Genomic DNA, 23,574 nt, shown 5'->3' with positions numbered 1-23,574 from the left:
CCCCCCCCCCCCCCCCCCCCCCGACGGATCAGGTGCGACTAGTCGCGGGGCTTCTCCCGCATCTCGAAGCACTCGATGACGTCGCCGATCTTGATGTCGTTGTAGCCGACACCGATACCGCACTCGAAGCCCTCGCGGACCTCGGTGGCGTCGTCCTTGAAGCGGCGCAGCGACGACACCGTGAGGTTGTCGGAGACCACGACGCCGTCGCGGACGAGGCGGGCCTTGGCATTGCGCTGGATCAGGCCCGAGGTGACCATGGAGCCACCGATGTTGCCGATCCGCGGCACCTTGAAGACCTCGCGGATCTCCGCGGTACCGAGCTGGGCCTCCTCGAACTCCGGCTTGAGCATGCCCTTGAGGGCCGCCTCGATCTCCTCGATCGCCTGGTAGATGACCGAGTAGTACCGGATGTCGACGCCCTCGCGGTCGGCCAGCTCCTGCGCGTTCCGCTCGGGACGCACGTTGAAGCCGAGGATGACCGCGCCCTCGGACGCCAGCGACAGGTTGACGTCGTCCTGCGTGATCGCGCCGACACCGCGGCGGATGACGCGCAGGCTGACCTCGTCGCCCACATCGATCTTGAGCAGCGAGTCCTCCAGCGCCTCGACCGAACCGGACACGTCGCCCTTGAGGATGAGCAGCAGCTCGTCCCGCGCGCCACGCTCCAGGTCCTTGAACAGCTCCTCGAGGGAGCTGCTCTTGCGGCTGCGCAGCAGCTCGGCGTTGCGCTTGCGCGCGGTCCGCTTGTCGGCGATCTGGCGGGCCACCCGGTCGTCGTCGACCACCAGGAAGTTGTCGCCGGCGCCGGGCACCGCGGTCAGACCGAGCACCTCGACCGGACGGGACGGCAGCGCCACTTCGACGTTGTTGCCGTTCTCATCCAGCATCGCCCGGACGCGGCCGTGAGCCACACCACAGACGATCGAGTCGCCGACCCGCAGCGTGCCGCGCTGGACCAGCACGGTCGCCACGGCACCCCGGCCCTTGTCCAGGTGGGCCTCGATGGCCGAGCCCTGGGCGGGCATGTCGGGGTTGGCCTTGAGGTCAAGCTCGGCGTCGGCGGTCAGCACGACCGCCTCCAGCAGCCCCTCGATGTTGACGCCCTCGCGGGCGGACACGTCGACGAACTGCGTCGCGCCACCGAACTCCTCGGCCACCAGGCCGTACTCGGTGAGCTGGGCGCGCACCCGGTTGGGGTCGGCGCCCTCCTTGTCGATCTTGTTGACCGCGACCACGATCGGCACTCCGGCCGCCGTGGCGTGGTCGATCGCCTCGGTCGTCTGCGGCTTGACGCCGTCGTCGGCCGCGACCACCAGCACCACCAGGTCGGTGGTGTCGGCACCGCGGGCACGCATGGCGGTGAACGCCTCGTGACCCGGGGTGTCGATGAAGGTGATCTTGCGGTCCTGGCCGTCGACCTCGGTCTGCACCTGGTAGGCACCGATGTGCTGGGTGATGCCGCCGGCCTCGCCGGCCACGACGTTGGCGTTGCGGATCGCGTCCAGCAGGCGGGTCTTACCGTGGTCGACGTGACCCATGACGGTCACGACCGGCGGACGCACCTGGAGGTGCTCCTCGCCGCCCTCGTCCTCGCCGTACTCGATGTCGAACGACTCGAGCAGCGCGCGGTCCTCGTCCTCGGGACTGACGACCTGCACGTCGAAGTCGAGCTCGACGCCGAGCAGCTTGAGGGTGTCCTCGGTGACCGACTGCGTCGCGGTGACCATCTCGCCGAGGTGCATCATGATCGCCACGAGCGACGCCGGGTTGGCGCCGATCTTCTCGGCGAAGTCGGTGAGGGTGGCACCCTGCGGCAGCCGGATGACCTTGCCGTTGCCGCGCGGCGCGGAGACGCCACCGGCAGCGGGAGCCTGCATGTTCTCGAACTCTTGACGACGCGCCCGCTTGGACTTGCGACCACGGGTCGGCCGGCCGCCCGGACGCCCGAAGGCACCCTGCGTGCCGCCGCGACCACGGCCGCCACCGCCCGGACGGGGGCCGAAGCCGCCGCCACCACCGGGACGACCACCGGGACCGCCACCCGTGCCGGTGCGCGGGCCGCCGAAGCCGCCGCCACCGCCACCGGGACGTCCACCGGGACCGCCACGGCCGCCACCGCCGCCGCCACCGGGACGGCCACCGCCGCCACCAGGGCCACCACGGCCGCCGCCGGGACCGCCACGGCCACCACCGGGACCGCCACCAGGGCTGCCCGAGGGACGCGAGGACGGCATGCTCATCGGGCTCGGACGCGGCCCGCCCGGACGGGGCCCACCAGGGCCGCCGCCACCGGGACGCGGCCCGCCGGGGCCACCCGGGCCACCGGGACCACGGCCGCCGGGCGCCGCGGGACGCGGGCCACCGGGACGGTCGCCACGGGGGCGGTCGTCGCGCGGCGGACGGTCGTCACGCTGCGGGCGCTCGCCGTCCGGACGCGGGCCCGGACGGGGACCCGGCTTGGGCGACTGGCCCATGCCGGTGTTGGTCGAGCTGAACGGGTTGTTGCCCGGACGCGGAGCGCCGGGACGTCCACCGCCGCCACCGCCGGACTGACGGGGGCCGGGACGCGGACCCGGCTTGGGACCGCGGGCACCGGGACCACCTTGGCCACCTTGGCCACCCTGACCGCCCTGGCGCTGGCCCGTGTCACGGGCAGGCGGGGCAGGCGGGGCACTCGGACCCTTGGCCGCGGCAGGCGGCTGGACCGGTGTGCTCGGCACAGGCGGAACGGGACCCGGCGCGGGGCGCGGGCCAGGCCTGGGACCACCCGTCGAGGGCGGCGCCGGGCTCGACGCCGGGCTCGATGCCGGGCTCGGAGGAACCGCAGGCGCCGCCGGGCCCGGCTTGGGCGCGGGCGGGCGCGGAGCCGCCGGCTTGGGGGCCGCCGCCGGACCAGGGCCACCGCTGCTCGCGGGGGCCGGCCTGGGGGCGGCGGGACGCGGAGCCGAAGGCTTCTTCGACGCGCCCCTCTTGTCCGCCGGCTTGGCGGACCCTGAATTCTGGAAAGCTTCGGTGAGCCTGCGAACGACTGGCGCCTCTATCGTCGAGGACGCCGATCGTACGAACTCGCCCATCTCTTGGAGCTTGGCCATGACGACCTTGCTCTCAACACCGAACTCTTTGGCGAGTTCGTATACCCGGACCTTGGCCACTGCACTCCCTAACTCGATCCGGGGGTGGGGCCTCCGGACCGTCGCTAACTTGCCGTACTCATCGCGGCGTGCTCATCGAGCGCTCATAGCAATCTCGACCTGCTCTCCGACTAGACGTCGCTTACCTTTCGGCGACTAGACGTCGCTTACCCTTCAGCCATCCTGCTGCTGCGCGGCGAGTGCCGCAAGCCGGTCTCGAAGCACACTCGTGTCGAGCGGCCCCGCCAGGCGGAAGGCCCGGGGGAACACCCGACGACGCTCTGCGAGCTCCAGACACCCCGGGTCGGGGTGCACATAGGCACCTCGGCCCGGCTGCCGCCCGGGAGGATCGGGGACGATGACGCCCTCGACCACCACGAGCCGCAGCAAGTCGGACTTGGCCGTGCTAACCCGGCAGCCCACACACATGCGTTGCGGGACCGCCCGGCCACATGACATGAGTCTACCGCGCCGAGGCGTCGGCAGGTCCTGTCGCATGATCTCCTGATGTAGTTGATCCTGTTTCGCCGGACTCCGCAACCTTCGAGGCGGAAGGCTCGGCCGTCGATTCGGCGGTCGATTCGGCCGCCGATTCCGCGGCCGGCTGCTCGGTATCGGACCGGATGTCAATGCGCCAGCCGGTCAGGCGGGCGGCCAGGCGGGCGTTCTGCCCTTCCTTGCCGATCGCCAGCGAGAGCTGGTAGTCCGGCACGATCACGCGGGCCACCCGGGCGTCGGCGTCGACGACCTCGACACTGGTGACGCGGGCCGGGGACAGCGCGTTCCCGACGAACTCGGCCGGTTCGTCCGACCAGTCCACGATGTCGATCTTCTCGCCGTGCAGCTCGTGCATCACGTTGCGGACGCGGCTGCCCAGCGGGCCGATGCAGGCGCCCTTGGCGTTCACGCCCTGCTTGCGGGACCGGACCGCGATCTTGGTGCGGTGCCCGGCCTCGCGCGCGATGGCCGCGATCTCCACGGTGCCGTCGGCGATCTCCGGGACCTCCAGCGCGAACAGCTTGCGCACGAGGTTGGGATGGGTCCGGGAGAGCTGCACCGAAGGGCCGCGGTGGCCCTTGCGGACCTGCACCACGTACGCCCGGAGCCGCTCGCCGTGCTCGTAGGACTCGCCCGGGACCTGCTCCTGCGGCGGCAGGATCGCCTCGATCTTGCCGAGGTCGACCAGCACGTTCCGCGGATCCTTGCCCTGCTGGATGATCCCCGAAACGATGTCGCCTTCCCGCCCGGCATACTCACCGAACGTGAGCTCGTCTTCGGCGTCCCGCAGCTTCTGCAGGATCACCTGCTTGGCCGTGGTCGCCGCTATACGGCTGAAACCCTCGGGGGTGTCGTCGTATTCCCGGACCGCGGCTCCCTCGTCGTCGGCCTCGGTCGCCCACACGGTCACGTGGCCGGTCTTGCGGTCCAGCTCGACCCTCGCCTTGGTAGCCGCCCCCTCCGTCCGGTGGTAGGCGATCAGCAGCGCGTCTTCGATCGCCTTGACGGCGACCTCGAGCGAGATGTCCTTCTCGCTTTCGAGGCTGCGCAGGGCGGTCATGTCGATGTCCACGAGGTTCCCCCCTCTAGTCCGGCTCAGCCGGAGAACGCTTTTCGTCGGCCTCGTCGGCAGGTGCCCCGGAATCATCCAGGTCACTTGCGTCGGCCGCGTCGCCGTGGCGGCGGAACTCCACCTGCACCCGGCCGCGTCCCAGCTCGTCGAGGCCGAACCGGCGTCTGGTCGTCTTCGGGCCCTTGGGGCCGCCCGAGCCTTTGCCCTTGCCCTGGCCTGAGCCTTGGCCCTTACCTGAGCCCTTGCCCTTGGCGACGACGTCCAGGACGACCGCCGTCTCGTCGGCCTCCGCCACGCGGCCCTCGATCTGGCCGCCCGCGGTGAGCGGTGCGACGACCAGCCGGCCGACGGCCCGGCGCCAGTGCCGCGGCTCAGTGAGCGGCCGGTCGACGCCGGGCGACGTCACCTCGAGCACGTACGGCGACGTGCCCATGACGTCGGAACCGTCAAGGAGCTCGGAGGCCGTCTGGCTGAGCGTGGCGACGTCGTCGAGGCTCACGCCGCCGTCGGCGTCCACGACGATCTTGACCAGGCGCCGCCGTCCGGCGGGCCGTACGTCGACCTCTTCCAGATCGAAGCCCGCCTCGGCCACCGCGGGCTCCAGCAGCGCGAGGATCGCGCTGGCGGCCTGATCGCGGGACGGCCGGCCGTCGGAGCTCCGCTGAGCGCTGCCACCGCCTGACTCGACGCTCATGGGACCTCCTCATGTAGTTCTGAAACCGTCGCGTATCCGTTGTCTCCTCAAGACTATCGACAGCCGGACACCTCAGAGGTCTTTCGGACAGCTCACCGGCGCGCCGGGTATGGAATGCTTGAGCTGGCCTGATGGGCGGAAGACTCGCCGCGGGCCGCCATCACCACGTTCTGGGGGCGATCACTGACCCCGCGACCCTCGGTGAGGAGACACCCTTGCCTGCAGGCACCGGGCCGTCACGACGGGCCGTCCTGGGCGGGACAGCCCTGATCGCCCTGCCGGCGCTGTGCGGCTGCTCCGGCGACGGCCCGGCTCGTGCAGGCCCGCCGGGCCCGGACGTCGCCGTGCTGACCGGTGCCATCAGGGCCGAGCAGGACCTGATCGCGCGGTATGAGGCCGCCCGCGGCGCCCACGCCTCCCTGGCCAGGCATATCGACCTGGCCGTCGCCCATCATCGCGATCACCTGGCGGTGCTGCGGCGGCATTATGTGCCGGGGTCCGGCAGGCAGGCAGACGATCCCGCCGTGACCGGTTCCGCCACGACTGGTTCCGCCATGACTGGTTCCGCCATGACGCCCGCGCCCAGTCCCCAGCAGGTGTCCGGCAGCCCGGCCACGGTCCTGGCAGGCCTGCGCACCGCCGAGGTCCAGACCGCAGCCAAGTACGCGGCGGACGCGGGCAAGTCGGCCCCTGGGCTGGCCCAGTTGCTGGCCTCCCTCGGCGCCTGTTCCGCAGGACATTCCGGTACGTCCAGCGTCGCCAAGAAGACGGCAGCCCCGCCTACGGCCACCCTGCCTCCTGCACGCGGCTTCACTCTGGAGGCGCTGCAGTCGGCCTTGGCCACCGAGCACGCGGCCGTCTACGGCTACGGAGTCTTGGGGTCACGGCTCACCGACGGCGCGTACGAGGCCGCACGGACGTACTGGAACGCCCACCGCGATCAACGCGACGTCCTGATGGCGCTCCTCACCGCCCGCCAGGCCAAGCCAGTGGCGGCCGAGGCCGCGTACAAGCTGCCGATACGGGTGACCTCTCCCCGCAACGCCGCCCAACTCGCGGCCAAGCTCGAAGACGATCTCACCGTCGCCTATGTGGGCCTCGCCGGAGCCCAGGACGCCCAGCTCCGCGACCAGGCCGCCCGCGCCGCGCAAGAGGCGATGACCCGCGCGGTCCGGTGGCGGACGACCGCCGGTGTGCCGATGCACCACGCCGCATTCCCAGGCCTTCCCGCCTCGGCCCTCTCACCCAAGCCCCAGCCCGGCGGCTGATTAAGGAGTGAACCATGTCCCAGGACCCCGGTTTCGCACGGCACATGTGGCACCAGCTTGAGCCGGTGCACGCGCTGTTCTGGTACGCGCCGGAGGTGTTCGACGAGGCCAAGGCACTCGGTTTCGACATCGACGTGCGGTGGCCGAGTTACTTCGCGTGGCGTTCGGCCCCTCTTGGCGCCGCCGGCCCCGAGCAGGTCGCCGCCGCGTTCTACAGCTTCAACCCCCGCATGGTCGCCGAGCACATCCCCGCCGCTTGGGCGATCGCCCCGCCTGACCGGATCCTGGCCGCCCGGCTGCGCGCCGTGGACCGCATGTACCGCGTCCTGCCGGGCATCAAGATCGACGGTCCGGAGGTCGCTGAGGCGGCCGGGCTGGCGCGCGCGGCGGCCGAGGCGGCGAACACAGCGGGCCGCCCGATCGCCGCCGCCAATGCCGATCTGACCTGGCCGGACGAGCCGCATCTCGTCCTCTGGCACGCCATCAACATCCTCCGCGAGCACCGCGGTGACGGCCATGTCGCGGCTCTGCTGACCGCCGGTCTCGACCCCGCCGAGGCCCTTGTCTCGTTCGCCGCGATCGGGGCGGCCCCCGTCGAGACGTTCACCAGCCGCGGCTGGACCGGGGAGGAATGGCAGGCCGCCCAAGACCGGCTCGCCTCGCGCGGCCTGGTCGACGCCGGCGGCCAGGCCACCGACAAGGGCCGCGAGCTGCGCGACTCCGTCGAACGCCGCACCGACGACCTGGCCATCGCCCCGTGGGAGGCCCTCGGCAAGGAGAAGGCCGATCGCCTCGCCGAGCTCACCCTGCCGATCCTCATCGCCAACCTGGAAACAGGCCTGCTGCCCGCGAGCAACACCCTCGGCATCGGCAAAGTGCAGGCCCCCGCACGCTGAGCCGTTCAGCGGGCCCAGGCGTCGATGTGCGTGAGGAGATCGGCGAGTTCGGCGATCGTGGCGTCGGGGACCGCGCCGTCCCAGGCGGGGACGGTGCTGTTCGGAATCAGGACGGCGCGCATGCCGGTGGACTTGGCGCCGTGGATGTCGTCGTAGGGGCGGTCGCCGACGAAGACGCACCGGGACGGGTCGGTGGCGCCGACGGCGTCCATGGCGGCCTGGAACGCCTTGGCGTGCGGCTTGGTCCAGGGGATCTCGCTGGAGTAGACCGCGCCGTCAAGGAGGCCGAGCACTCCGTCGCGTTCGAAGATGCGCTCATGCCATTCGCGTGACCACATCGTGTTGGACAGGACGCCCACCTTGATGCCCCGTCGCCGGAGCTCGCGCAGGAGCGACGGGGCGGCCGGGTCGATCCAGGTGTGCGGCGTCCACGTCTCGTAATGGGTGGCGAGGATCGCCTCCGTGGCCTCCACTCCCGCCAGCGCATAGAGCTCGTCGATGGTCGCGCTGCGATGCTCCTCCTTGCCGCGCCGCCAGAGCTCCAGCTCGGCGTCGACGAGCGCGGTGGCGGCGCGTTCGACCTGGTCGGCGTCCAGATGCGCGGCGCAGATCCGGCGCCAGATGTCGGGGAGCTCGACATCGTGCCACGGGGTCAGCGTGCCGCCCCAGTCGAAGATCACAGCGTCAACGGTCATGCCCCGGATCGTAACCATCCGGTGTGACCGGTACCTCTTCGGGAAGGGCCCCTTCCAGGAGCAAGAGATGAGCATGCAAGAGATGAGCATGGAGGGGGCCATGTCCGACTACATGCCCGAACGCGATCCGGAAGACAACATCGACGATATGGGCGATGACGAGCAGGTCGACGACATCGCATTGGCCGAGGAGTACGTGGAGAGCCCGCCGCCCACGGTCACCGAGGACGAGGGCTCGATCGGCCTCAGGGACTACGAGCGGGATACGTCCCGGCGCGGGTCGGATCCGTTCCCGCGGCCCGGGGAGCCGGCGGAGGAGGCGGCCCTCCACGAGGAGGACGACCGATCGGAGTGACGGGGATCACTTTTCGATTCTGATCCCTCTGGGAGGGAATGCCTTTGTTCTAACGGGGGTTGCCCTGAGCGAGCGAGCTTGCGAGGTGACCGGGACATGGCTGAGACCGACGTGCCCCTTCGGATTCCTGCCGCACGCTCGTGGTTCAAGCGTCATCGTGGCCTCGTCCTCCAGCTCGCGATGCTCTCGCTCGCCATCGGATTTCTCGTCGCACTGCGCGGCCAACTCCCCGACCTCGGCGCCATGTGGACTGCGGCCCGCCGGGCCGACCCCGCCTGGCTGGTGCTCGTCGTGGTCGCCTCGGCGGGCTCCATGGCGGCCTTCGCGAGGCTGCAACGCCGCCTGCTGAGGATCGGCGGGGTACGCATGTCGCTGCGTCGCGCGTTCGCCGTGACGTACGCGGGCAACGCCCTGTCGACGACCCTCCCGGGCGGACCCGCGGTGAGTGTCGTCTACACGTTCCGCCAGTTCCGGCGCACCGGCGCCTCCCCGCAGCTCTCAACGGCGGTCATCCTGGTCGGCGGGATCATCACCACCGGCGCCTACACCGCCATCGGACTGCTCGCTCTGCTCGCCGATCCGCACGCCCGCGGCCCGGCGCTGATGGCGCTGTCCATTCCCGCCGTGCTGGCCCTCGCGCTCGTGACGGCGCTCAGCCGGCCCTCATCGCGCGCCCGTCTCGCCGGGCCGCTCGGCCGGATCGGCGGAGCGATCCTGGCTCATCGCCGGGTCGCGCCGTACGCCGACCGGCTGCGGGAAGGCCGGGACGCCCTGCGCCCCTCACTCCGGGACTGGGCGGCACTGGTCATGCTGGCGACGCTCAACTGGGCGTTCGACATCCTGGCTCTGATCGCGGCGTCCCGTGCCGTCGGCATCGACGTCCCCCCGCACGCCGTGACGCTGGCCTACTTCGCCGCGCAGGCGGCGGGCAGCCTGCTGCCGCTGCTCCCGGGTGGCATCGGCGCGATCGAGAGCAGCATGGCCGCGTCGCTGGTCGCGTTGGGTGCGACGCTGGCCCCGGCAGGTGCCGCGGTCGGGCTCTACCGGCTCTTCTCGTACTGGGCCGTGGTGACGGTCGGCTGGCTGGCCTGGGCGGCCTTGCAGGAGGGGCCGCGTGTGTCCGAGCGCACCAGGCGGCGGCTCGCAGCGACCGGACGCGCCACGCTGACGGGCCTCACGTCCGTCGCGTTCACCACGCCCTACACCGTGTCGCCCGCTCCCGGGCCCCAGCCGCGCAACCCCTGACAGCGCCCTTCACCTGACAGCGCTCCTTACGGCAGCACCCCTCACCCCGGTCGGTGACTTGTTGCCGTGGTCCCCTGCTGCTAATCTCCCAAGCGAGCGCTTGGTCACAATCACGGCAGCAGAGCACCATCATTAACCGGAGGCGCGATGACGTCCCTACGGGTCAGCCTTGGCTACGAACTCGAGGTGCGCGGGCGGTCCCGCGACGTGGAGAGGCGGGCTTTCGAGAACGTCATGGACCAGGTCGTCCTGGCCGACGAGCTCGGTTTCGACACCGCGTGGTTCGTGGAACACCACTTCACCCGGGGCTTCTCGCACTCCTCCGCACCGGACCTGGTGCTGGCGGGCATCTCCCAGCGGACCGAGCGGATCCACCTCGGCCTCGGCGTGGTGCTGCTGCCGTTCCAGTCCCCGATCCGGACCGCCGAACGGGTCGCCACGCTGGACGTGATCAGCAATGGCCGGGTCGAGTTCGGCACCGGGCGCGGCGCCTCCCCGCTGGAGTACCAGGCCTTCCAGAAGCCCTTCGAGCAGTCGCGCCGGCTGTGGGAGGAGTCGCTGGAGGCGGTCCTCGCGATCTGGAACGCCGACGGCGAGCCGATCACCCGTTCCAGCGACCATTTCGAGATCCCCAACGTCGCGGTCTACCCCCGCCCGGTCCAGGAGCCGCACCCGCCGGTCTGGGTCGCCTCCACCTCGGTCGAGGGTTATCTGGCGGCGGCCAAGCAGGGCTACAACCTGCTCGGCATGACGATGCTCAAGGGGCTCGACGACGTCGCCGAGGACATCGCCAAGTACAAACAGTGCCTCGCCGACAACGGCTTCGACCCCGAGTCCCGGCGGATCGCGATGATGATCCCCTGGTACGTGGCGCCGACCCAGCAGGAGGCCGTGGACACCGCCGCCGACGCGGTCCTCTGGTACCTGCGCCGCCAGATCAACCTGGTCGCGCCGCCGGACTACACCGACGCCCGGCACGCCACCCACCGCGTCCTCGGCCAGCAGGCCGTCGGCATGCCGCCCGAGGAGGCCATGCAGGTCCTGCGGGACCAGCACATGGTCGTGATCGACGACGTTGAGGGCTCGCGCAAGGCCGTCGAACGCATCCAGGCCGCGGGCGCGACCGACCTCATCCTCCAGGCCCAGGTCGGCGGGCTCGCCCACGAGCACGTCTGCAACTCGATGAAGCTCTTCATGCAGGAGGTCATGAAGTGACGTCGTGGATCACCCGGGATACCTTCCCGGCCGGCCGCGCCGCCGCGGGCCTCCTGCACGTCTCCCCCGAGGGCGACCTGGTCGCCCCGCTCGCCGCCGCCGACCGCACGGCCGCGCTCGAACTGGCCGCCGCGACCTTGCGCGCGGCGGGCATCGGCGAGTCCGACCGCGTCGTCGTCGCGCTGAACAACGACGGCGAGCCCGCCGGATCGCTGATCACCGAGGCCGCGGCCGAGGTCGCCCAGGCCGCCGCGTCGGTCGGGGCGCGCGGGCGGATGCGCCTGCACACCGCCCTGGAGAAGGTACGCGCCACCACGCTCATCATCACCCCGACCGGGGCGATGGACTTCCTGGCCCGGCTGCACCTGGAGTTCCTGCTCGACCCGCTCGACCTGGAACTGCGGCACATCCTGCTCGTCGGCGAGATCCCCTCCCCCAACACCTACGCGCAGCTCGCCTCCGAGTTCGAGGCGTCGGTGCGGGAGCTCTACGCCGACCCGTTCTTCGGTGTCCCGATCGCGCAGCGCACTGCCGCTGACGCCGCGTACACCCCGGTTCGCGAGGGGCTCCTCGGCCTCGCGCCCTTGGACAAGGACGCTTCGCTGGACGCCCCGTACGCCGAAGGGCCGGCAGAGCTCGTCGTCACGCCCGACTGGCACTCCACCCTCGGCGACGCGACCCTGCGCACCGGTCAGGCCGTACGGCTCGCGGGCGGCGAGGAGGGCGTGCCCGCGCCCACCCACACCGTCGGCGAGCACGTCCTGGTCCGTGGCCGCTGGTTGTCGATCCCCAAGGTGGCCGCGGCGCTCACCCGCATCGACGGCGTCACCCACTGGGATCTGCGGATCACGCGCGAGGGCACCCTGGACGCCGCCGCGCTGCACATCACGTTCGGCCGGGACTCCCTGATCAAGAACCCCATGTGGAAGTCGCGGATCGTCCAGGCCCTCTACGCGATCACGCCGATCTCCATCGAGGTCGTCATCGAACCCGACGTCTCCGAGGAACGGCGCCCCGGCACCGTGACCGACGAGCGCGGTCACCACCTCGGCCGCGACCGCGCACACTGCGCCTAGAAAAACCGGCTTAGCGACCCCGGGAGGGCGTGATGGATCTGCAGCCGGTACCCGGCTGGGGGACGATCCCGCGGATGTTGCGGGACCAGGCGGCGAACCACGGAGACGCCGAGGTCGTCGTCGCGGGCGACACCCGGCTCACACTGGCCGGGCTGGCGCACGCGGCGGGCGAGGTCGCGCGCGGCCTGCTGGCCCTCGGTGTCACCCCGGGCGACCGGGTCGCGGTCTGGGCGCCCAACACGCCCGACTGGGTGGTGTCCGCGTACGGGAGCTGGGACGCGGGCGCGATCATCACGCCCCTGTCCACACGTTTCAAGGGCATCGAGGCCGCCGACCTGCTGCGCAAGGTCGGCGCCACGGTGCTGCTGGTGGCCGAGGGCTTCATGGACACCTCGTACCTCGGCATGCTCGCGGACACCTGCGGCTCCCCCGAAGGCGACCGTCCGTTCGGTGGGCTTCCCGACCTCAAGCATGTCGTCGTGCTGGGAAACGGGTCGTTCGCCGGGCGGACGGGCGTTGGCTCGTGGCAGGACCTCCTCACCGGCGGAGAGGCGATCTCTCCCGAAGCGGCCGAGGAACGGGCCCTCTCGGTCGGCCCTGACGACCTCGCCGAGATCATGGCGACGTCGGGCACGACCGGCACGCCCAAGGGGGTGATGCTCCACCACGTCCAGTTGCTGCGCGGCTACTGGGACTGGGCGGAGCTCGTCACCCTGCGGGAGGGGGACCACTACCCGATCATCGCGCCGTTCTCGCACGGGTTCGGGATCAACGCCGGGCTGCTGGCGTGCGTGCTGCGCCGCGCCACGATGATGCCGATCGCGCTGTTCCAGCCGGGCGAGCTGATGGACCTCATCGAACGCAACCGGATCAGCATCCTCGCCGGGGCGCCCCCGATGTTCTTCAAGATCCTGGATGAGCTGGATGGCCGGGATGTGTCGTCTTTGCGCGTGCTCATCTGTGGCGCCGCCGCCGTGCCGCCCGAGCTGATCCGGCGCCTGGTCGACCGGGTCGGCATCGAGCGGATGATCAATGCGTACGGCCTCATGGAGGGCACCGTCGTCTCGATGACCCGGCCCGAGGACCCGGTCGAGGTGATCGCCTGTTCCACGGGCCGTGCCGTGCCCGGCGTGAGCGTGCGGATCGTGGACGACGAGGGCAAGGACCTGCCGGCGGGCGAGGCGGGCGAGATCCTCGTCGGCGGGTACGGCGTCATGCGCGGTTACTGGCAGGACCCGGAGCGGACGGCCGAGGCGGTCGACGCCGAGGGCTGGCTGCGCACGGGCGACATCGGCACGCTGGACGACGACGGCAACGTCTCCATCGTCGACCGGAAGAAGGAGATGTTCATCGTCTCCGGCTTCAACGCCTACCCGGCTGAGATCGAGGGGCTCCTGCTGCGCTGCCCGGGCGTCGCCCAGGTCGCCGTCATCGGCGTGCCCGACGAACGGATGGGCGAGGTCGGCTGGGCCTACGTCGTACCCCAACCGGGCCCGGAGGTCTCACCCGACGCCGTCACCGCGTGGGCGAAGGACAACATGTCCAACTACAAGGTCCCCCGCAAGGTGATCCTCGTGGACGCCCTCCCGGTGAACGTCAACGGCAAGATAGACAAGCTCGCCCTGCACGCCCGCGCCACCGGGGAGCGCTGAGACTCAGCACGGCGACTCAGCACGGCCGCCATTGAATGAGGGTCGTCTCGTCGTCCACGTCCACGAAGACCGCCTCGACGGGGAGGCCTGGCCGGAGGTCCTCGGCGTCGCCGTCCACGAGGTTGCCGTACATCAGCAGGTCGTCGCCCTCGTCCAATCGGACGAGCACCACCGGGAACGGCACCTCGTCGGCCATCGGCCGCATGAAGACCTGGTGGTTGACGATCCAGCTGTAGACCTTGGCCGTGCCTTGGACCGGCACCCACTCGTACGAGCGGCACCGGCAGCGGTTGCAGATCGCGCGGGCCGGGAAACGCAGCGTCCCGCAGTCCTCGCAGCGCTGCACGATCAGCGCGTGGCGCCGCACCGCCGCCCACCACGGCGCGGAGTCCCGGTCAACCTCCGGTCGCGGACGCTGGGCAATGCTCATGGGTCGCTCCTGAGGATCAGCGCCGAGGTGCCGGCGAGGACGTATCCGGGCTGGGCGGTCGACAGGGCCACCTCTGCGCCGTCCACCTGGCGGTCACCGGCGTTGCCACGCAGCTGTGCGACCGCCTCGGCGATGTGGTTGATGCCGTGCACGTATCCCTCGGACAGGAAGCCGCCGTGGGTGTTGACGGGCAGCGCGCCGTCCAGCGCGGTGGCGCCGGACTCCACGAACGGGCCGCCCTCGCCCTTCTCGCAGAAGCCGTAATCCTCAAGCTGCACGAGGACGGAGTAGGTGAAGCAGTCGTAGAGCTCCGCCACGTCGATGTCGCCGGGCCCGACGCCCGCCATGGCGTAGAGGCGCGGTGCCATGCGCGCGGCCTCGGTCACGGTGAAGTCCGTCCCGTACGCCGCGCTCCCCGCCCCGGAGAAGAAGGAGTCGCCTCCGCCCCACACCGCGCCTGAGACGAGCACAGGCGTGCGCCTGAGGTCGCGGGCGCGTTCGCGCGAGGTGACGATGACAGCGCAGGCGCCGTCGGTCTCCAGGGAGCAGTCGAGCAGCCGCAGCGGCTCGGCGATCCAGCGGGAGGCGAGGTAGTCGTCGAGCGTGATCGGGTCACGCTTGAGCGCCCGCGCGTTCTTCACCGCGTTGGCCCGTTGCTGGACCGCGATCTGGCCGAACTGCTCGTGCGTGGTGCCGTAGGCGTTCATGTGCGCCCGCGCGTACATCGCGAACTGCTGCGGCGGTGCGAAGTACCCGTACGGCGCCTGGTACTGCATGTCGAAGATCGGTGCCGGGGCCCGTCCCGTACCGCCCATCCGGAACTCCGAACGCGCGTTGATGGCCCGGTAGCAGACCACGGTCTCGGCGACCCCGGCCGCGACCGCCATGGCCGCCTGCCCGATCACCGAGTGCGAGACGCTGCCGCCGCCGAACTGGTCGAGGTACCAGGACACCTCCGGCACGCCGAGCGCGGGCGCCACCACCCACGGCGGCGTCGAGTCGCCCACCCGGTGCGTGGCGAGCGCGTCCACGTCGTCCACGGAAAGGCCGGCGTCCTCCAGCGCCGCGAGGATCGCGTCGACCGCCAGCGTCAGCGTGGAGACCCCGGAGTCCTTGCTGAACGGGGTGTAGCCGACTCCGGCGATCGCCGTCCGGTCGCGAAAGCTCCCCACACGCCCTCCCTTAGCCGAGCAAGCGCTTGGCCGTGTCATGGACCCGACTCTACTCAACGGCGCCCAGATCGGTCCAGGGACCTAGGTCAGGCGGGACTTTGGACCGATTTCTGCCTAGATCGGAATCAACGAGGCGACCTGTGCCTTTGAATGGCTGTGGACGACGGGAGGCCCGGTTCGGCTTGACACCCGGAACCGCGCCGCCCTATCGTCCAAGCAAGCGCTTGGCTAAGAGAAGGGTTGGATCACATGGCCGACGGAGCGACCGCAGCCGCCGCCTTCATGCGTGATTCCGCCCATCGCCCCTCGGGCCAGGGAGTGGAAGGCCGCATGCAGGGATCCCCCAACGGCTCCACCGGAGCCCCGGTGACCGACATCGACGGAGCCCGGTTCCGGTCGGTCCTGGGCCGCTTCGCCACCGGGGTGGTCGCCATCACGGCGATCGACACCCAATCCGGCCGCCCCACCGGGCTGGCCGCCAACTCGTTCACCTCGGTCTCGCTGGACCCGCCCCTGGTGGCCTTCTGCGTGGCGCACACCAGCACGACCTGGCCGCTGCTGCGTGGCGCCGACCGGCTGTGCATCAACATCCTGAGCGAGCCGCAGATGGAGGTCTGCAAGCAACTCGCGATCAAGGGCGGCGACAAGTTCGCCAACATCGACTGGACCGAGTCGCCGAACGGCAGCCCGGTCATCGAGGGCGCGCTGGCCTGGATCGAGTGCGCGGTCGAGAGCGAATACGTCGCCGGCGACCATGTGATCGTCGTGGCCCGGGTGCACCACCTCGACAAGCACCACGACGGCGACCCGCTGCTGTTCTACAAGGGCGGCTACGGCCGCTTCGACGGCTAGGCATTTCGACGGCTAGGCGTTTCGACGGCTGAACGGACGGAACGGCCCGCCTAGACGGGGCTTTCTTCGGGGGAACGCAGGCGCGCGAGCACCTCCACGGGGTCCGCGAGGACATCCGCGAAGGCGAACTCGGCTGCCCCGACGAGCGTGGCGTCGTCGCCCAGCTCGGCGGTGCGCAGCTTCACGTTCTCCCGTGGGGCGCTCAGCGCGTTGGTCGCGAGCGCGCTGCGCACCTGGGCCGCCGAGCCGAGGTAGATGTCGCGCAGGGTGCCCCCGAAGACGATCATTCCCGGGTTGAAGATGTTGACCAGGTTGGCGACGCCCCGGCCCAGCCAGTCGCCCACCCTGTGCAGCGCGTCGCGCGCCTGGACGTCCCCGCGGTCGGCGGCGTCGACCACCGCGCGGATCGCGTCACGGCCGAGCAGGTCGGACGACTCGGCACGGCCCGCGTGCGCGAGCAGGGTCCGCTCCCCCACCTCGGCCTCCAGGCAGCCGCGCGCGCCGCAGCCGCACAGCCGCCCGCCGGGGTTGACCACCATGTGGCCGATCTCGCCGCCGTAGCCGTCCTGGCCGCCGAGCAGGCGCCCGCCGACGATGATCCCGCCGCCGAAGCCCACGTCGCCGTGCAGGTAGATCAGGTCGTCGTAGCCGATGCCGACGCCGCGTACGTGCTCGGCCAGCGCACCCAGGTTGGCGTCGTTGCTGACCGCGACCGGCAATCCGAGCCCGAGCCGCCGCGACAGCGCGTCGCCCAGCGACACATCGCCCACCTCCAGGTTGGGCGCGAACCTGATGACGTCGTCGGAGCGCCGCACCGTGCCCGGAAAGGCCATTGCCGCGCCGACGCAGACCGAGTCGCGGCCGGCCTTGCGCGTCAGCGCGCGGGCGGCCCCGGCCAGTGCGCCGATCGTCTCGTTGAGGTCGAACTCGCCGCGGGTCCGCGTCGCCTCGCGGCGGTCGAGGATCGTGCCGCCGAGGCCGACCCGGGCGACCGCGAGCCGGTCCACCCCGAGGTCGAACGCCAGCACGTACACGCGGGTGCCCTCGGGCCGCACCACCAGCGACGGGCGGCCGGCCCGGCGCCCGGGCCCGCGCGGCAGCTCCTCGCGGACCAGCCCGGCCGCGGTCAGATCGGCGGTGAGCGCCATGATCGTGCTGCGGTTGAGCCCCATGGCCTCGGCCAGCGTCGCGCGCGAGGACGGCCCGCGCAGGTGCACGAACCGCAAGAGCGTGCCGAGATTGTGCCGCCGGATCTCCTCCGGCGACGGGCCTGCCCTCATCATCGCGCCAGCCCCAGCTCACCGCTGCGCCCGGTCGTGATCAGCTCGACCACCTGGGCATGGGTGACGTCGGCCGTCCGGACCTGGGCGACCATGCGGCCGAGGTAGAGCACCGCGATGCGGTCGGAGACGGCGAAGACGTCGTTCATGTTGTGCGAGATCAGCACGACGGCCAGGCCCTTGTCGGCGAGCCGCCGGACCAGCTCCAGCACCTGCTGGGTCTGCGCGACGCCGAGCGCGGCCGCCGGCTCGTCCAGGACGATCACCCGGCTGTCCCACAGGACCGCGCGGGCAATGGCGACGGTCTGCCGCTGGCCGCCTGACAACGACGCCACCGGCGCGCGCACGGACGTGACCGTGCGGACCGAGAGCCCGGCCAGCGTCGTGGTCGCCAGCTCCTCCATCCCGGCGTCGTCGAGCGCGAGGCCGCGGCGGCGTTCCCGGCCGAGGAACATGTTCTGGACGATGCTGAGGTTCTCGCAGAGCGCCAGATCCTGGTGGACGATGTCGATGCCGAGATCGGCGGCCTCCCGGGGACTGCTCAGCCGGACCGGCTCACCCCGGAAGAGGAAGTCGCCCGCGTCCCACGGGTGGATGCCGCCGATGCAGTTGACCAGCGTCGTCTTGCCCGCGCCGTTGTCGCCCACGAGCGCGGTGACTTCACCTGGGTGCGCGGTGAACGCCACATCATGCAGAACCTTGACGGGACCGAAGCTCTTGTCGATTCCGCGCAGGTCCAAGAGAGGTGTCGCTGGCATTCCGGGGGGCTCCCACCGTGACGCGTCTCCGGCCAGGGAGAAGCGGTCGTGGTCGCTGAGCGTACCAGCCCTGTTCTCCCTGCCCGGAGTCGCAAACGGCATGTTCAACCCCTTTGTGCGTGGCCGGCGGGACCCGTTCGCCTTAACGTCCGGACGCCGAGCGCTGGCGGCGGGCCAGCGCGTCGATGCTCGCCGCGAGCAGCAGGACGCCGCCGGTGATGAGCATGTTGAGGTACGCCTTGGCACCGAGCAGGCCGAGCCCGTTGGCGATGATCGACACGACCAGGCCACCGAGGATGGCGTCGCGCGCCTTGCCCTTGCCGCCGAAGAGGCTGGTGCCGCCGATGACCGCGGCGCCGACCGCGAACAGCAGCTCGTTGCCGCCGCCGGAGGCCGTCGCGACCGAGTTGAGCCGGGACGCCGCCACGATGCCGCTGACCGCCGCGAGAGTGGACGCGATCATGAAGACGGACATCCGGAGCCGGGTCACGTTGATGCCCGCGCGCCGCGCGGCCTCGGCGTTGCCGCCGACCGCGTACAGGTGCCGCCCGTACGGCGTCCGGGACAACACGAAGCTCGCGATGATGAACAGCACGGCGACCAGCAGCACACCCCACGGCACCCCGGCCACGGTGATCAGCGGGCTCGGCGCGCGGTCCCGGCTGAGCAGGAACGTGCCGAACAGCAGCGCGATGCCGACCACCGCGACCTGCCCGACGACCAGCTGGATCGGCCGCGCGGCCAGATTCCGCTGGCGCTGACGCCGCCAGCGAGCCAGCTGCACGGCCGCGTAACCGGCGGTGCAGAGCACGGCCAGCAACCAGCCCGCCCAGATGGGCATGTTCTTGTTGGCCAGCGCGACCACGACGTCGTCGCGGACGGGAACGGTGCCGCCCTCGCCGATGAGCCGCAGCGTGACGCCCTGCAGGCCGAGGAAGAGCGCCAGCGTGACGACGAACGACGGGATGCGGATCACCGACACGAGCCAGCCGATCGCACCGCCGATGACCAGACCGGTGGCCAGTGCGGCGAGCACCGCCACGTACCACGGCTGCTCCGCGTCGACCATCAGCTTGGCCATGACCGCCGCACAGACGCCGCCGGTCACGCCGGCGGACAGGTCGATCTCACCGAGCAGCAGGACGAAGACCAGGCCCATCGCCAGGATCGTCACCGGCAGCGCCTGGGTGAACAGGTTGGCGATGTTCTGCGGGCTGAGGAAGGTCTCCGGGCGCAGCAGCCAGAACAGCAGGACCAGCCCGGCCATGCCGAGGATCGCGGGCAGGGCGCCGAGCTCGCCGCCGCGCACGCGGATCCAGTAGTCGCGCGCGGCCGACGCCACATCATGCGTGCGCCGGTCGTCGGCGAAGTCCGTGTCCGCCATCTTCACGGCGGCTCCCTTCGTACCGTTGGGAGGTGCGGTGGATGGTGATGATTCCATGGACATAGGGGCCCCGATCAGAGGTTCTCGGCCGCGGTCACGGGTGCGAGCCCCAGCTCACCGGAGCGCCCGGCGGTGATCAGCTCGACCACCTGGCCGTGGGTGACCTCGGCGCGCGCCACGTCGGCCGCGACACGGCCGAGATAGAGCGCGGTGATCCGGTCGGCCACCTCGAAGACGTCGTTCATGTTGTGCGAGATCAGCACCACCGAGTGGCCGGTGTCGGCGAGCCGCCGGACCAGGTCGAGGACCTGGCGGGTCTGCGCGACGCCGAGCGCGGCGGTGGGCTCGTCCAAGATGACCACCTTGGACTCCCACAGCGCGGCCTTGGCGATGGCGACGGTCTGCCGCTGCCCGCCGGACAGGCTCGCGACCTGCTGCCGCACGGACTTGACGGTGCGGACCGACAGCCGCGCGAGCGTCTCACGGGCCGCCTGCTCCATCGAGTCCTCGTCCAGAACGACGCCCTTGGTGCGCTCGCGGCCGAGGAACATGTTCTGCACGATGTCGAGGTTGTCGGCCAGCGCGAGGTCCTGGTAGACGACCTCGATGCCGAGCGCCGCGGCGTCCCGGGGGCCGCTGATCGACACCGTGCGGCCCTCGAACTCGATGGTCCCGGAATCGATCGGGTGGATGCCCGCGATGCATTTGATCAGGGTCGACTTGCCCGCGCCGTTGTCGCCGACGAGAGCCGCCACCTGACCGGGACGCAGTGTGAAGTCCACATCGTGCAGGACGTGGACGGCACCGAAGCTCTTGTTGAGCCCGGTGATGCGGAGCACGGGGGTGTCGCCGCCCGCCTGGGCGGCGGCGCCGGCGGGGTCGCCGCCCGCCGGTGTGCCGCTCTCCGCGGGAGTGACGCTCTGCGCGGGAGTGTCGCTCTGCGCGGGAGTACCGCTCTGCGCGGGAGTACCGCTCTCGGCGGGGATGCCGCTGTCAGCGGTGCCGTGGTCTGCCACGCGATTTCCTCCTGGGGATTCGCCGGCCCGAGGCGGGGTCGCCGGGTCGCGTGCGGGGCGCGCCCCGGCGGACCCGCCACGGGTCAGCGATGGGTCGTCACTGGATGCCGGCGGCCTTGCACTTGGCGGCGTACGCGCCCTTGCAAAGCTCTTCCTTCTTGACGAAGCCGTCCGTGACGACCTGCTTGATGTTCTCCTTGGTGACGCCGATCGGGGTCAGCAGGACGGACGGGACGTCGCGCTTGCCGACGGTGTCCTTGGAAACGCCGTTGGTCTCGCCCTTCTGGCCGTTGAGCAGCGCGATGGCGAGCTTGGCGGCGGCGTCGGTCTCCTGCTTGATCGGCTTGTAGACCGTCATGCACTGGTTGCCGTCGAGGATGTTCTGCAGGCCCTCGACCGTGGCGTCCTGGCCCGTGACCGGCACCTTCCCGGCCTGGCCGTTCTTCTTCAGGATCGAGATGGCGGCGTTGCCCACGCCGTCGTTCGCGGCCAGCACGCCGTCGATCTTGCCGCCCTTGTCGGTCCACATCTGCTCGAAGATCGTCGCGGCCTGCTGGTTGTCCCAGTCCGGCACGGCCTGCTCGGCGGTCTTCTTGTAGTTGGTCACCGTGTCGAGCACCGAGTGGGCGCCCTGCGCGAAGAGCGTCGCGTTGTTGTCGGTCGGGGCGCCGTTCAGGTACACGATGTTGGCGGCCTTGTCGCCCAGGCACTTCTGCAGGCCCTTGCCGAGCTCCTCGCCGACCTTCACGTTGTCGAACGAGACGTAGTAGTCGGCGACGCCGCCCAGGGCCAGCCGGTCGTAGTCGATGGTCTGGACGCCCTGCGCCTTGGCCTTGCGCTGGACGGCGGCGGCCGAGTTGGAGTCCAGGCCGTCGGTGATCAGGACGGTGACGCCGCTGGTGAGCATCTGGTCCGCGATCGTCTGGAAGCGCTGCGTGGAGCCTTCCGCGTTCTGGATGTCGTACTGGACGCCGGCGGCCTTGAAGGACTGCTCCAGGAAGGGCCGGTCGAAGCTCTCGTAGCGGGCGGAGGACTTGGTGTCCGGCAGGATCACGCCGATCTTGCCCTTGGCCCCGGACTGCGCCGAGCCCTTGTCGTCGGAGTCGCCCCCGCAGGCGGTCAGCGTGAGTGCGGCCGCCGCGGACAGCGCGGTGAGGCTGAGGATCCCCTTGCGCATCTGCAAGGTCCTTTCTGGGTACGGCCACTCGCTGGTGACCGTGGAAGTTGACGGGGTGGGACATTCGGACGCGCGTCACCGGTGAGCGAGATCACACACTCAACGGCGAGAATGTTGTGACCCGCAACATATGTCGGCTTCCACCGCGTCGCCAAGACCCCCTGGCGGCTAATTTGTTGTCAGCAGTAACAATCAAGTAACAGGGCCGTTACCTGGGGACAAGATTTGACCGAGGGCATACGTCCACGTGGGACACGGGCCGGCGGGGCGGCTGCGACGCTGCTTCGCAGGTGGCGGCTGACGTGACAAATGTTTCTCAAGCCAACATTCGGGACGTGATCATGCAGTGCCCCCGGAGTGTGCCGGACCCCCTGCATGACCACGCCTTGTCAGTCGGCGGACAGCACCCGTGCGATCCGATCGGCCGCGCCGGGCGTGTCGCCGGCGGCCGTGATGTGCTCCCCCCACGACCACCAGTACCACCAGCCGTCCGCCCCCCGCTCGGCGAGGATGTTCTCCGTGAGCACGGAGGCGTCCGGGTTCATCACGTGCAAGCTGGGCGCCTGGCCGCGGGGCACGTTGATGCGTACCCGGAACCCGCGTCTGACCAGTTCGTCGCCGAGCTCTTCCAGATATTCGATCCGCGTCTTCACTGACGCGGCGGTTCCCGTGTCGTCAGGCGTCATCCTCGACTCCATCTGGATTCCGCATGGCCCGACGGAAAATCACCCTTCCGTGTCGACGCCGCATCTTCAAGGACTGCGAGGTCAGCGCCACGGCGCGTCACCATGAGGCCGCCCTGACCCCGAGGACCGGAACGCCACCGGGATCCGGGATATCTTTCGCGTAGCAGCCAGACGGGGCAGGACGGGGGACATGACGGTGAGTGCCGGGTCGAACAGCGCCGAATCAAACAGCGGGTGGACCCGCCCTGATACGCCGCTGCCACCCAAGCCGGGCACGGCGCCGGGCGGCGACCCGGCCACCGGGCCTGCCCCAGGACCTGTCGGCGAGCCTGCCCCGGAGCCTGCCGCAGGACCGAATCCGACTCGCGCCCTGCCGTTGCCGCCGCCCTCCCCCGGCGAGCAGGTACTCCCGGCCATCGCGCCGGGGCCGTCCGGGCAGAACTGGCACCGCTTCCACTACCCCATCGGTGCGTTCCTCGTCGCGTACGGCGTCACCGGGCTGGCAGGCGCGGTGATCGGCTGGGGCGAACGGCGCGACGAGGTGGCCGGATACCTGGGCGCCGGCGCGGCGACCCCTGTGCTGGCGGGGGTCAAGGTGATCGAGGCGCTGCTCCTCCTCATCGCAGTGGCCGGGCTGGTGCGGCGCAGGGACGTCTGGTTCCTGCCCGCGATCACTGGCTGGATCGCTGGCTTCGGCGTCTTCTGCGTGCTGGACGCCGTGAAGGGCAAGTGGACCGCGCTCCTGGAGCACGGCGCCTATCTGCTGCTCTTCGTGGTCTTGCTCGTTCTCACGTACGGGCTCAGCGTCAAGGCGCGCGTGGGCGGACGTAGGCAGCCGTCCCCGGCCGAAGCGGTGCCGCCACCGCCTGGCAGCCACCCGGTAGGCGCCGCCACTCCCCGGCCGGGCGGTCTGACGCGCACCCAAGAGCTCGCGCTCGCCGCCATCAACCGCTGGCAGCGCGGCGCCCCACCCCCACCCCCGCCCCCCGCACGGTCAAGGACACCGCCGCCACCAAGAT

Annotated in this window: 21 protein-coding genes and 1 pseudogene; 9 read left to right on the top strand and 13 right to left on the bottom strand. The window is 70.8% G+C overall.

Annotation, left to right across the window (positions count from 1 at the left end):
• Positions 1 to 38: 38 nt before the first annotated feature.
• The 4 genes from infB to rimP all read right to left on the bottom strand — a co-directional run bounded on the left by infB (position 39) and on the right by rimP (position 5,398).
• Positions 39 to 3,155 (bottom strand): translation initiation factor IF-2, encoded by a 3,117-nt coding sequence (gene infB, locus ACH34W_RS54875; RefSeq protein ID WP_395969255.1) that lies wholly within the window; start codon positions 3,153 to 3,155, stop codon positions 39 to 41.
• Positions 3,156 to 3,308: 153 nt separating this feature from the next.
• Positions 3,309 to 3,563: a YlxR family protein gene (locus ACH34W_RS54870; RefSeq protein ID WP_395969261.1), complete on the bottom strand. Its 255-nt coding sequence runs from the start codon at positions 3,561 to 3,563 to the stop codon at positions 3,309 to 3,311.
• Positions 3,564 to 3,597: 34 nt separating this feature from the next.
• Positions 3,598 to 4,692, bottom strand: a complete 1,095-nt coding sequence (gene nusA, locus ACH34W_RS54865; protein ID WP_395969260.1) for a transcription termination factor NusA — start codon at positions 4,690 to 4,692, stop codon at positions 3,598 to 3,600.
• A 25-nt stretch (positions 4,693 to 4,717) separates the two neighbouring features.
• The gene (rimP, locus tag ACH34W_RS54860; protein WP_395969254.1) at positions 4,718 to 5,398 is read right to left on the bottom strand and encodes a ribosome maturation factor RimP; all 681 of its coding nucleotides are present in this window, start codon (positions 5,396 to 5,398) and stop codon (positions 4,718 to 4,720) included.
• Positions 5,399 to 5,529: 131 nt separating this feature from the next.
• On the opposite strand from rimP, the gene ACH34W_RS54855 reads away from it, so the two are divergent.
• Both ACH34W_RS54855 and ACH34W_RS54850 read left to right on the top strand, forming a co-directional pair.
• The gene (locus ACH34W_RS54855) at positions 5,530 to 6,666 is read left to right on the top strand and encodes a ferritin-like domain-containing protein (protein WP_395969253.1); all 1,137 of its coding nucleotides are present in this window, start codon (positions 5,530 to 5,532) and stop codon (positions 6,664 to 6,666) included.
• 14 nt (positions 6,667 to 6,680) lie between these two features.
• Positions 6,681 to 7,562 (top strand): hypothetical protein, encoded by an 882-nt coding sequence (locus ACH34W_RS54850; protein ID WP_395969252.1) that lies wholly within the window; start codon positions 6,681 to 6,683, stop codon positions 7,560 to 7,562.
• 5 nt (positions 7,563 to 7,567) lie between these two features.
• Here the strand turns inward: ACH34W_RS54850 and ACH34W_RS54845 are convergent, their stop codons facing one another.
• On the bottom strand, positions 7,568 to 8,257 hold the full coding sequence (locus ACH34W_RS54845; RefSeq protein ID WP_395969251.1) for an HAD family hydrolase: 690 nt from the start codon (positions 8,255 to 8,257) through the stop codon (positions 7,568 to 7,570).
• 67 nt (positions 8,258 to 8,324) lie between these two features.
• On the opposite strand from ACH34W_RS54845, the gene ACH34W_RS54840 reads away from it, so the two are divergent.
• From ACH34W_RS54840 to ACH34W_RS54820, 5 genes are all read left to right on the top strand, one after another.
• Entirely contained in the window at positions 8,325 to 8,612 is a 288-nt protein-coding gene (locus ACH34W_RS54840; protein WP_395969250.1) for a hypothetical protein, read from the top strand.
• Between the two features lie 96 nt (positions 8,613 to 8,708).
• On the top strand, positions 8,709 to 9,857 hold the full coding sequence (locus tag ACH34W_RS54835) for a YbhN family protein (RefSeq protein ID WP_395969249.1): 1,149 nt from the start codon (positions 8,709 to 8,711) through the stop codon (positions 9,855 to 9,857).
• A 147-nt stretch (positions 9,858 to 10,004) separates the two neighbouring features.
• Complete coding sequence (locus tag ACH34W_RS54830) at positions 10,005 to 11,072, top strand: LLM class flavin-dependent oxidoreductase (protein ID WP_395969248.1); 1,068 nt, start codon at positions 10,005 to 10,007, stop codon at positions 11,070 to 11,072.
• Positions 11,069 to 12,148: a hypothetical protein gene (locus tag ACH34W_RS54825; RefSeq protein ID WP_395969247.1), complete on the top strand. Its 1,080-nt coding sequence runs from the start codon at positions 11,069 to 11,071 to the stop codon at positions 12,146 to 12,148. Before ACH34W_RS54830 ends, ACH34W_RS54825 begins: the two co-directional genes overlap by 4 nt.
• A 32-nt stretch (positions 12,149 to 12,180) precedes the next feature.
• Positions 12,181 to 13,800 carry an AMP-binding protein gene (locus tag ACH34W_RS54820; RefSeq protein WP_395969246.1) on the top strand — a complete coding sequence of 540 codons (1,620 nt, stop codon included), beginning with the start codon at positions 12,181 to 12,183 and terminating at the stop codon, positions 13,798 to 13,800.
• 16 nt (positions 13,801 to 13,816) lie between these two features.
• Here ACH34W_RS54820 and ACH34W_RS54815 read toward each other — a convergent pair whose 3' ends face one another.
• Positions 13,817 to 14,230, bottom strand: a complete 414-nt coding sequence (locus ACH34W_RS54815) for a Zn-ribbon domain-containing OB-fold protein (RefSeq protein ID WP_395969245.1) — start codon at positions 14,228 to 14,230, stop codon at positions 13,817 to 13,819.
• Positions 14,227 to 15,402 (bottom strand): thiolase C-terminal domain-containing protein, encoded by a 1,176-nt coding sequence (locus ACH34W_RS54810; RefSeq protein ID WP_395969244.1) that lies wholly within the window; start codon positions 15,400 to 15,402, stop codon positions 14,227 to 14,229. The genes ACH34W_RS54815 and ACH34W_RS54810 overlap by 4 nt, the downstream gene beginning before the upstream one ends.
• A gap of 330 nt (positions 15,403 to 15,732) precedes the next feature.
• Here ACH34W_RS54810 and ACH34W_RS54805 point away from each other — a divergent pair, with 330 nt between their 5' ends.
• Positions 15,733 to 16,254, top strand: coding sequence for a flavin reductase family protein (locus ACH34W_RS54805; protein WP_395969259.1), 522 nt, complete (start codon positions 15,733 to 15,735; stop codon positions 16,252 to 16,254).
• A gap of 50 nt (positions 16,255 to 16,304) precedes the next feature.
• Here ACH34W_RS54805 and ACH34W_RS54800 read toward each other — a convergent pair whose 3' ends face one another.
• The 6 genes from ACH34W_RS54800 to ACH34W_RS54775 form a co-directional block, all read right to left on the bottom strand.
• On the bottom strand, positions 16,305 to 17,534 hold the full coding sequence (locus ACH34W_RS54800; RefSeq protein ID WP_395969258.1) for an ROK family protein: 1,230 nt from the start codon (positions 17,532 to 17,534) through the stop codon (positions 16,305 to 16,307).
• Positions 17,534 to 18,292 carry an ATP-binding cassette domain-containing protein gene (locus tag ACH34W_RS54795; RefSeq protein WP_395969243.1) on the bottom strand — a complete coding sequence of 253 codons (759 nt, stop codon included), beginning with the start codon at positions 18,290 to 18,292 and terminating at the stop codon, positions 17,534 to 17,536. Before ACH34W_RS54795 ends, ACH34W_RS54800 begins: the two co-directional genes overlap by 1 nt.
• A 142-nt stretch (positions 18,293 to 18,434) precedes the next feature.
• On the bottom strand, positions 18,435 to 19,676 hold the full coding sequence (locus ACH34W_RS54790) for a sugar ABC transporter permease (protein WP_395969257.1): 1,242 nt from the start codon (positions 19,674 to 19,676) through the stop codon (positions 18,435 to 18,437).
• A gap of 74 nt (positions 19,677 to 19,750) precedes the next feature.
• Entirely contained in the window at positions 19,751 to 20,506 is a 756-nt protein-coding gene (locus ACH34W_RS54785; protein WP_395969256.1) for an ATP-binding cassette domain-containing protein, read from the bottom strand.
• Positions 20,507 to 20,789: 283 nt separating this feature from the next.
• Positions 20,790 to 21,869, bottom strand: coding sequence for a sugar ABC transporter substrate-binding protein (locus ACH34W_RS54780; RefSeq protein ID WP_395969242.1), 1,080 nt, complete (start codon positions 21,867 to 21,869; stop codon positions 20,790 to 20,792).
• Positions 21,870 to 22,258: 389 nt separating this feature from the next.
• On the bottom strand, positions 22,259 to 22,555 hold the full coding sequence (locus ACH34W_RS54775; RefSeq protein ID WP_395969241.1) for a hypothetical protein: 297 nt from the start codon (positions 22,553 to 22,555) through the stop codon (positions 22,259 to 22,261).
• Positions 22,556 to 22,745: 190 nt separating this feature from the next.
• Here ACH34W_RS54775 and ACH34W_RS54770 point away from each other — a divergent pair.
• Positions 22,746 to 23,574 (top strand): annotated as a pseudogene (locus tag ACH34W_RS54770) (hypothetical protein); the annotation flags it as partial.

The organism is Actinomadura sp. 6N118, from assembly GCF_044326415.1.
Lineage (GTDB): Bacteria > Actinomycetota > Actinomycetes > Streptosporangiales > Streptosporangiaceae > Spirillospora.
Note: the sequence above shows the minus strand (reverse complement) of the source record. Positions and strands in the feature narration are given on the sequence as shown.

Excerpts from the sequence above, each read along its gene's own strand:
- ACH34W_RS54870 (WP_395969261.1), bottom strand. The coding sequence starts at position 3,563 with ATGTGTGTGGGCTGCCGGGTTAGCACGGCCAAGTCCGACTTGCTGCGG.
- nusA (WP_395969260.1), bottom strand. The coding sequence starts at position 4,692 with ATGACCGCCCTGCGCAGCCTCGAAAGCGAGAAGGACATCTCGCTCGAG.
- rimP (WP_395969254.1), bottom strand. The coding sequence starts at position 5,398 with ATGAGCGTCGAGTCAGGCGGTGGCAGCGCTCAGCGGAGCTCCGACGGC.
- ACH34W_RS54855 (WP_395969253.1), top strand. The coding sequence starts at position 5,530 with ATGGGCGGAAGACTCGCCGCGGGCCGCCATCACCACGTTCTGGGGGCG.
- ACH34W_RS54850 (WP_395969252.1), top strand. The coding sequence starts at position 6,681 with ATGTCCCAGGACCCCGGTTTCGCACGGCACATGTGGCACCAGCTTGAG.
- ACH34W_RS54845 (WP_395969251.1), bottom strand. The coding sequence starts at position 8,257 with ATGACCGTTGACGCTGTGATCTTCGACTGGGGCGGCACGCTGACCCCG.
- ACH34W_RS54840 (WP_395969250.1), top strand. The coding sequence starts at position 8,325 with ATGAGCATGCAAGAGATGAGCATGGAGGGGGCCATGTCCGACTACATG.
- ACH34W_RS54835 (WP_395969249.1), top strand. The coding sequence starts at position 8,709 with ATGGCTGAGACCGACGTGCCCCTTCGGATTCCTGCCGCACGCTCGTGG.
- ACH34W_RS54830 (WP_395969248.1), top strand. The coding sequence starts at position 10,005 with ATGACGTCCCTACGGGTCAGCCTTGGCTACGAACTCGAGGTGCGCGGG.
- ACH34W_RS54820 (WP_395969246.1), top strand. The coding sequence starts at position 12,181 with ATGGATCTGCAGCCGGTACCCGGCTGGGGGACGATCCCGCGGATGTTG.
- ACH34W_RS54815 (WP_395969245.1), bottom strand. The coding sequence starts at position 14,230 with ATGAGCATTGCCCAGCGTCCGCGACCGGAGGTTGACCGGGACTCCGCG.
- ACH34W_RS54805 (WP_395969259.1), top strand. The coding sequence starts at position 15,733 with ATGCAGGGATCCCCCAACGGCTCCACCGGAGCCCCGGTGACCGACATC.
- ACH34W_RS54800 (WP_395969258.1), bottom strand. The coding sequence starts at position 17,534 with ATGAGGGCAGGCCCGTCGCCGGAGGAGATCCGGCGGCACAATCTCGGC.
- ACH34W_RS54795 (WP_395969243.1), bottom strand. The coding sequence starts at position 18,292 with ATGCCAGCGACACCTCTCTTGGACCTGCGCGGAATCGACAAGAGCTTC.
- ACH34W_RS54790 (WP_395969257.1), bottom strand. The coding sequence starts at position 19,676 with ATGGCGGACACGGACTTCGCCGACGACCGGCGCACGCATGATGTGGCG.
- ACH34W_RS54780 (WP_395969242.1), bottom strand. The coding sequence starts at position 21,869 with ATGCGCAAGGGGATCCTCAGCCTCACCGCGCTGTCCGCGGCGGCCGCA.
- ACH34W_RS54775 (WP_395969241.1), bottom strand. The coding sequence starts at position 22,555 with ATGACGCCTGACGACACGGGAACCGCCGCGTCAGTGAAGACGCGGATC.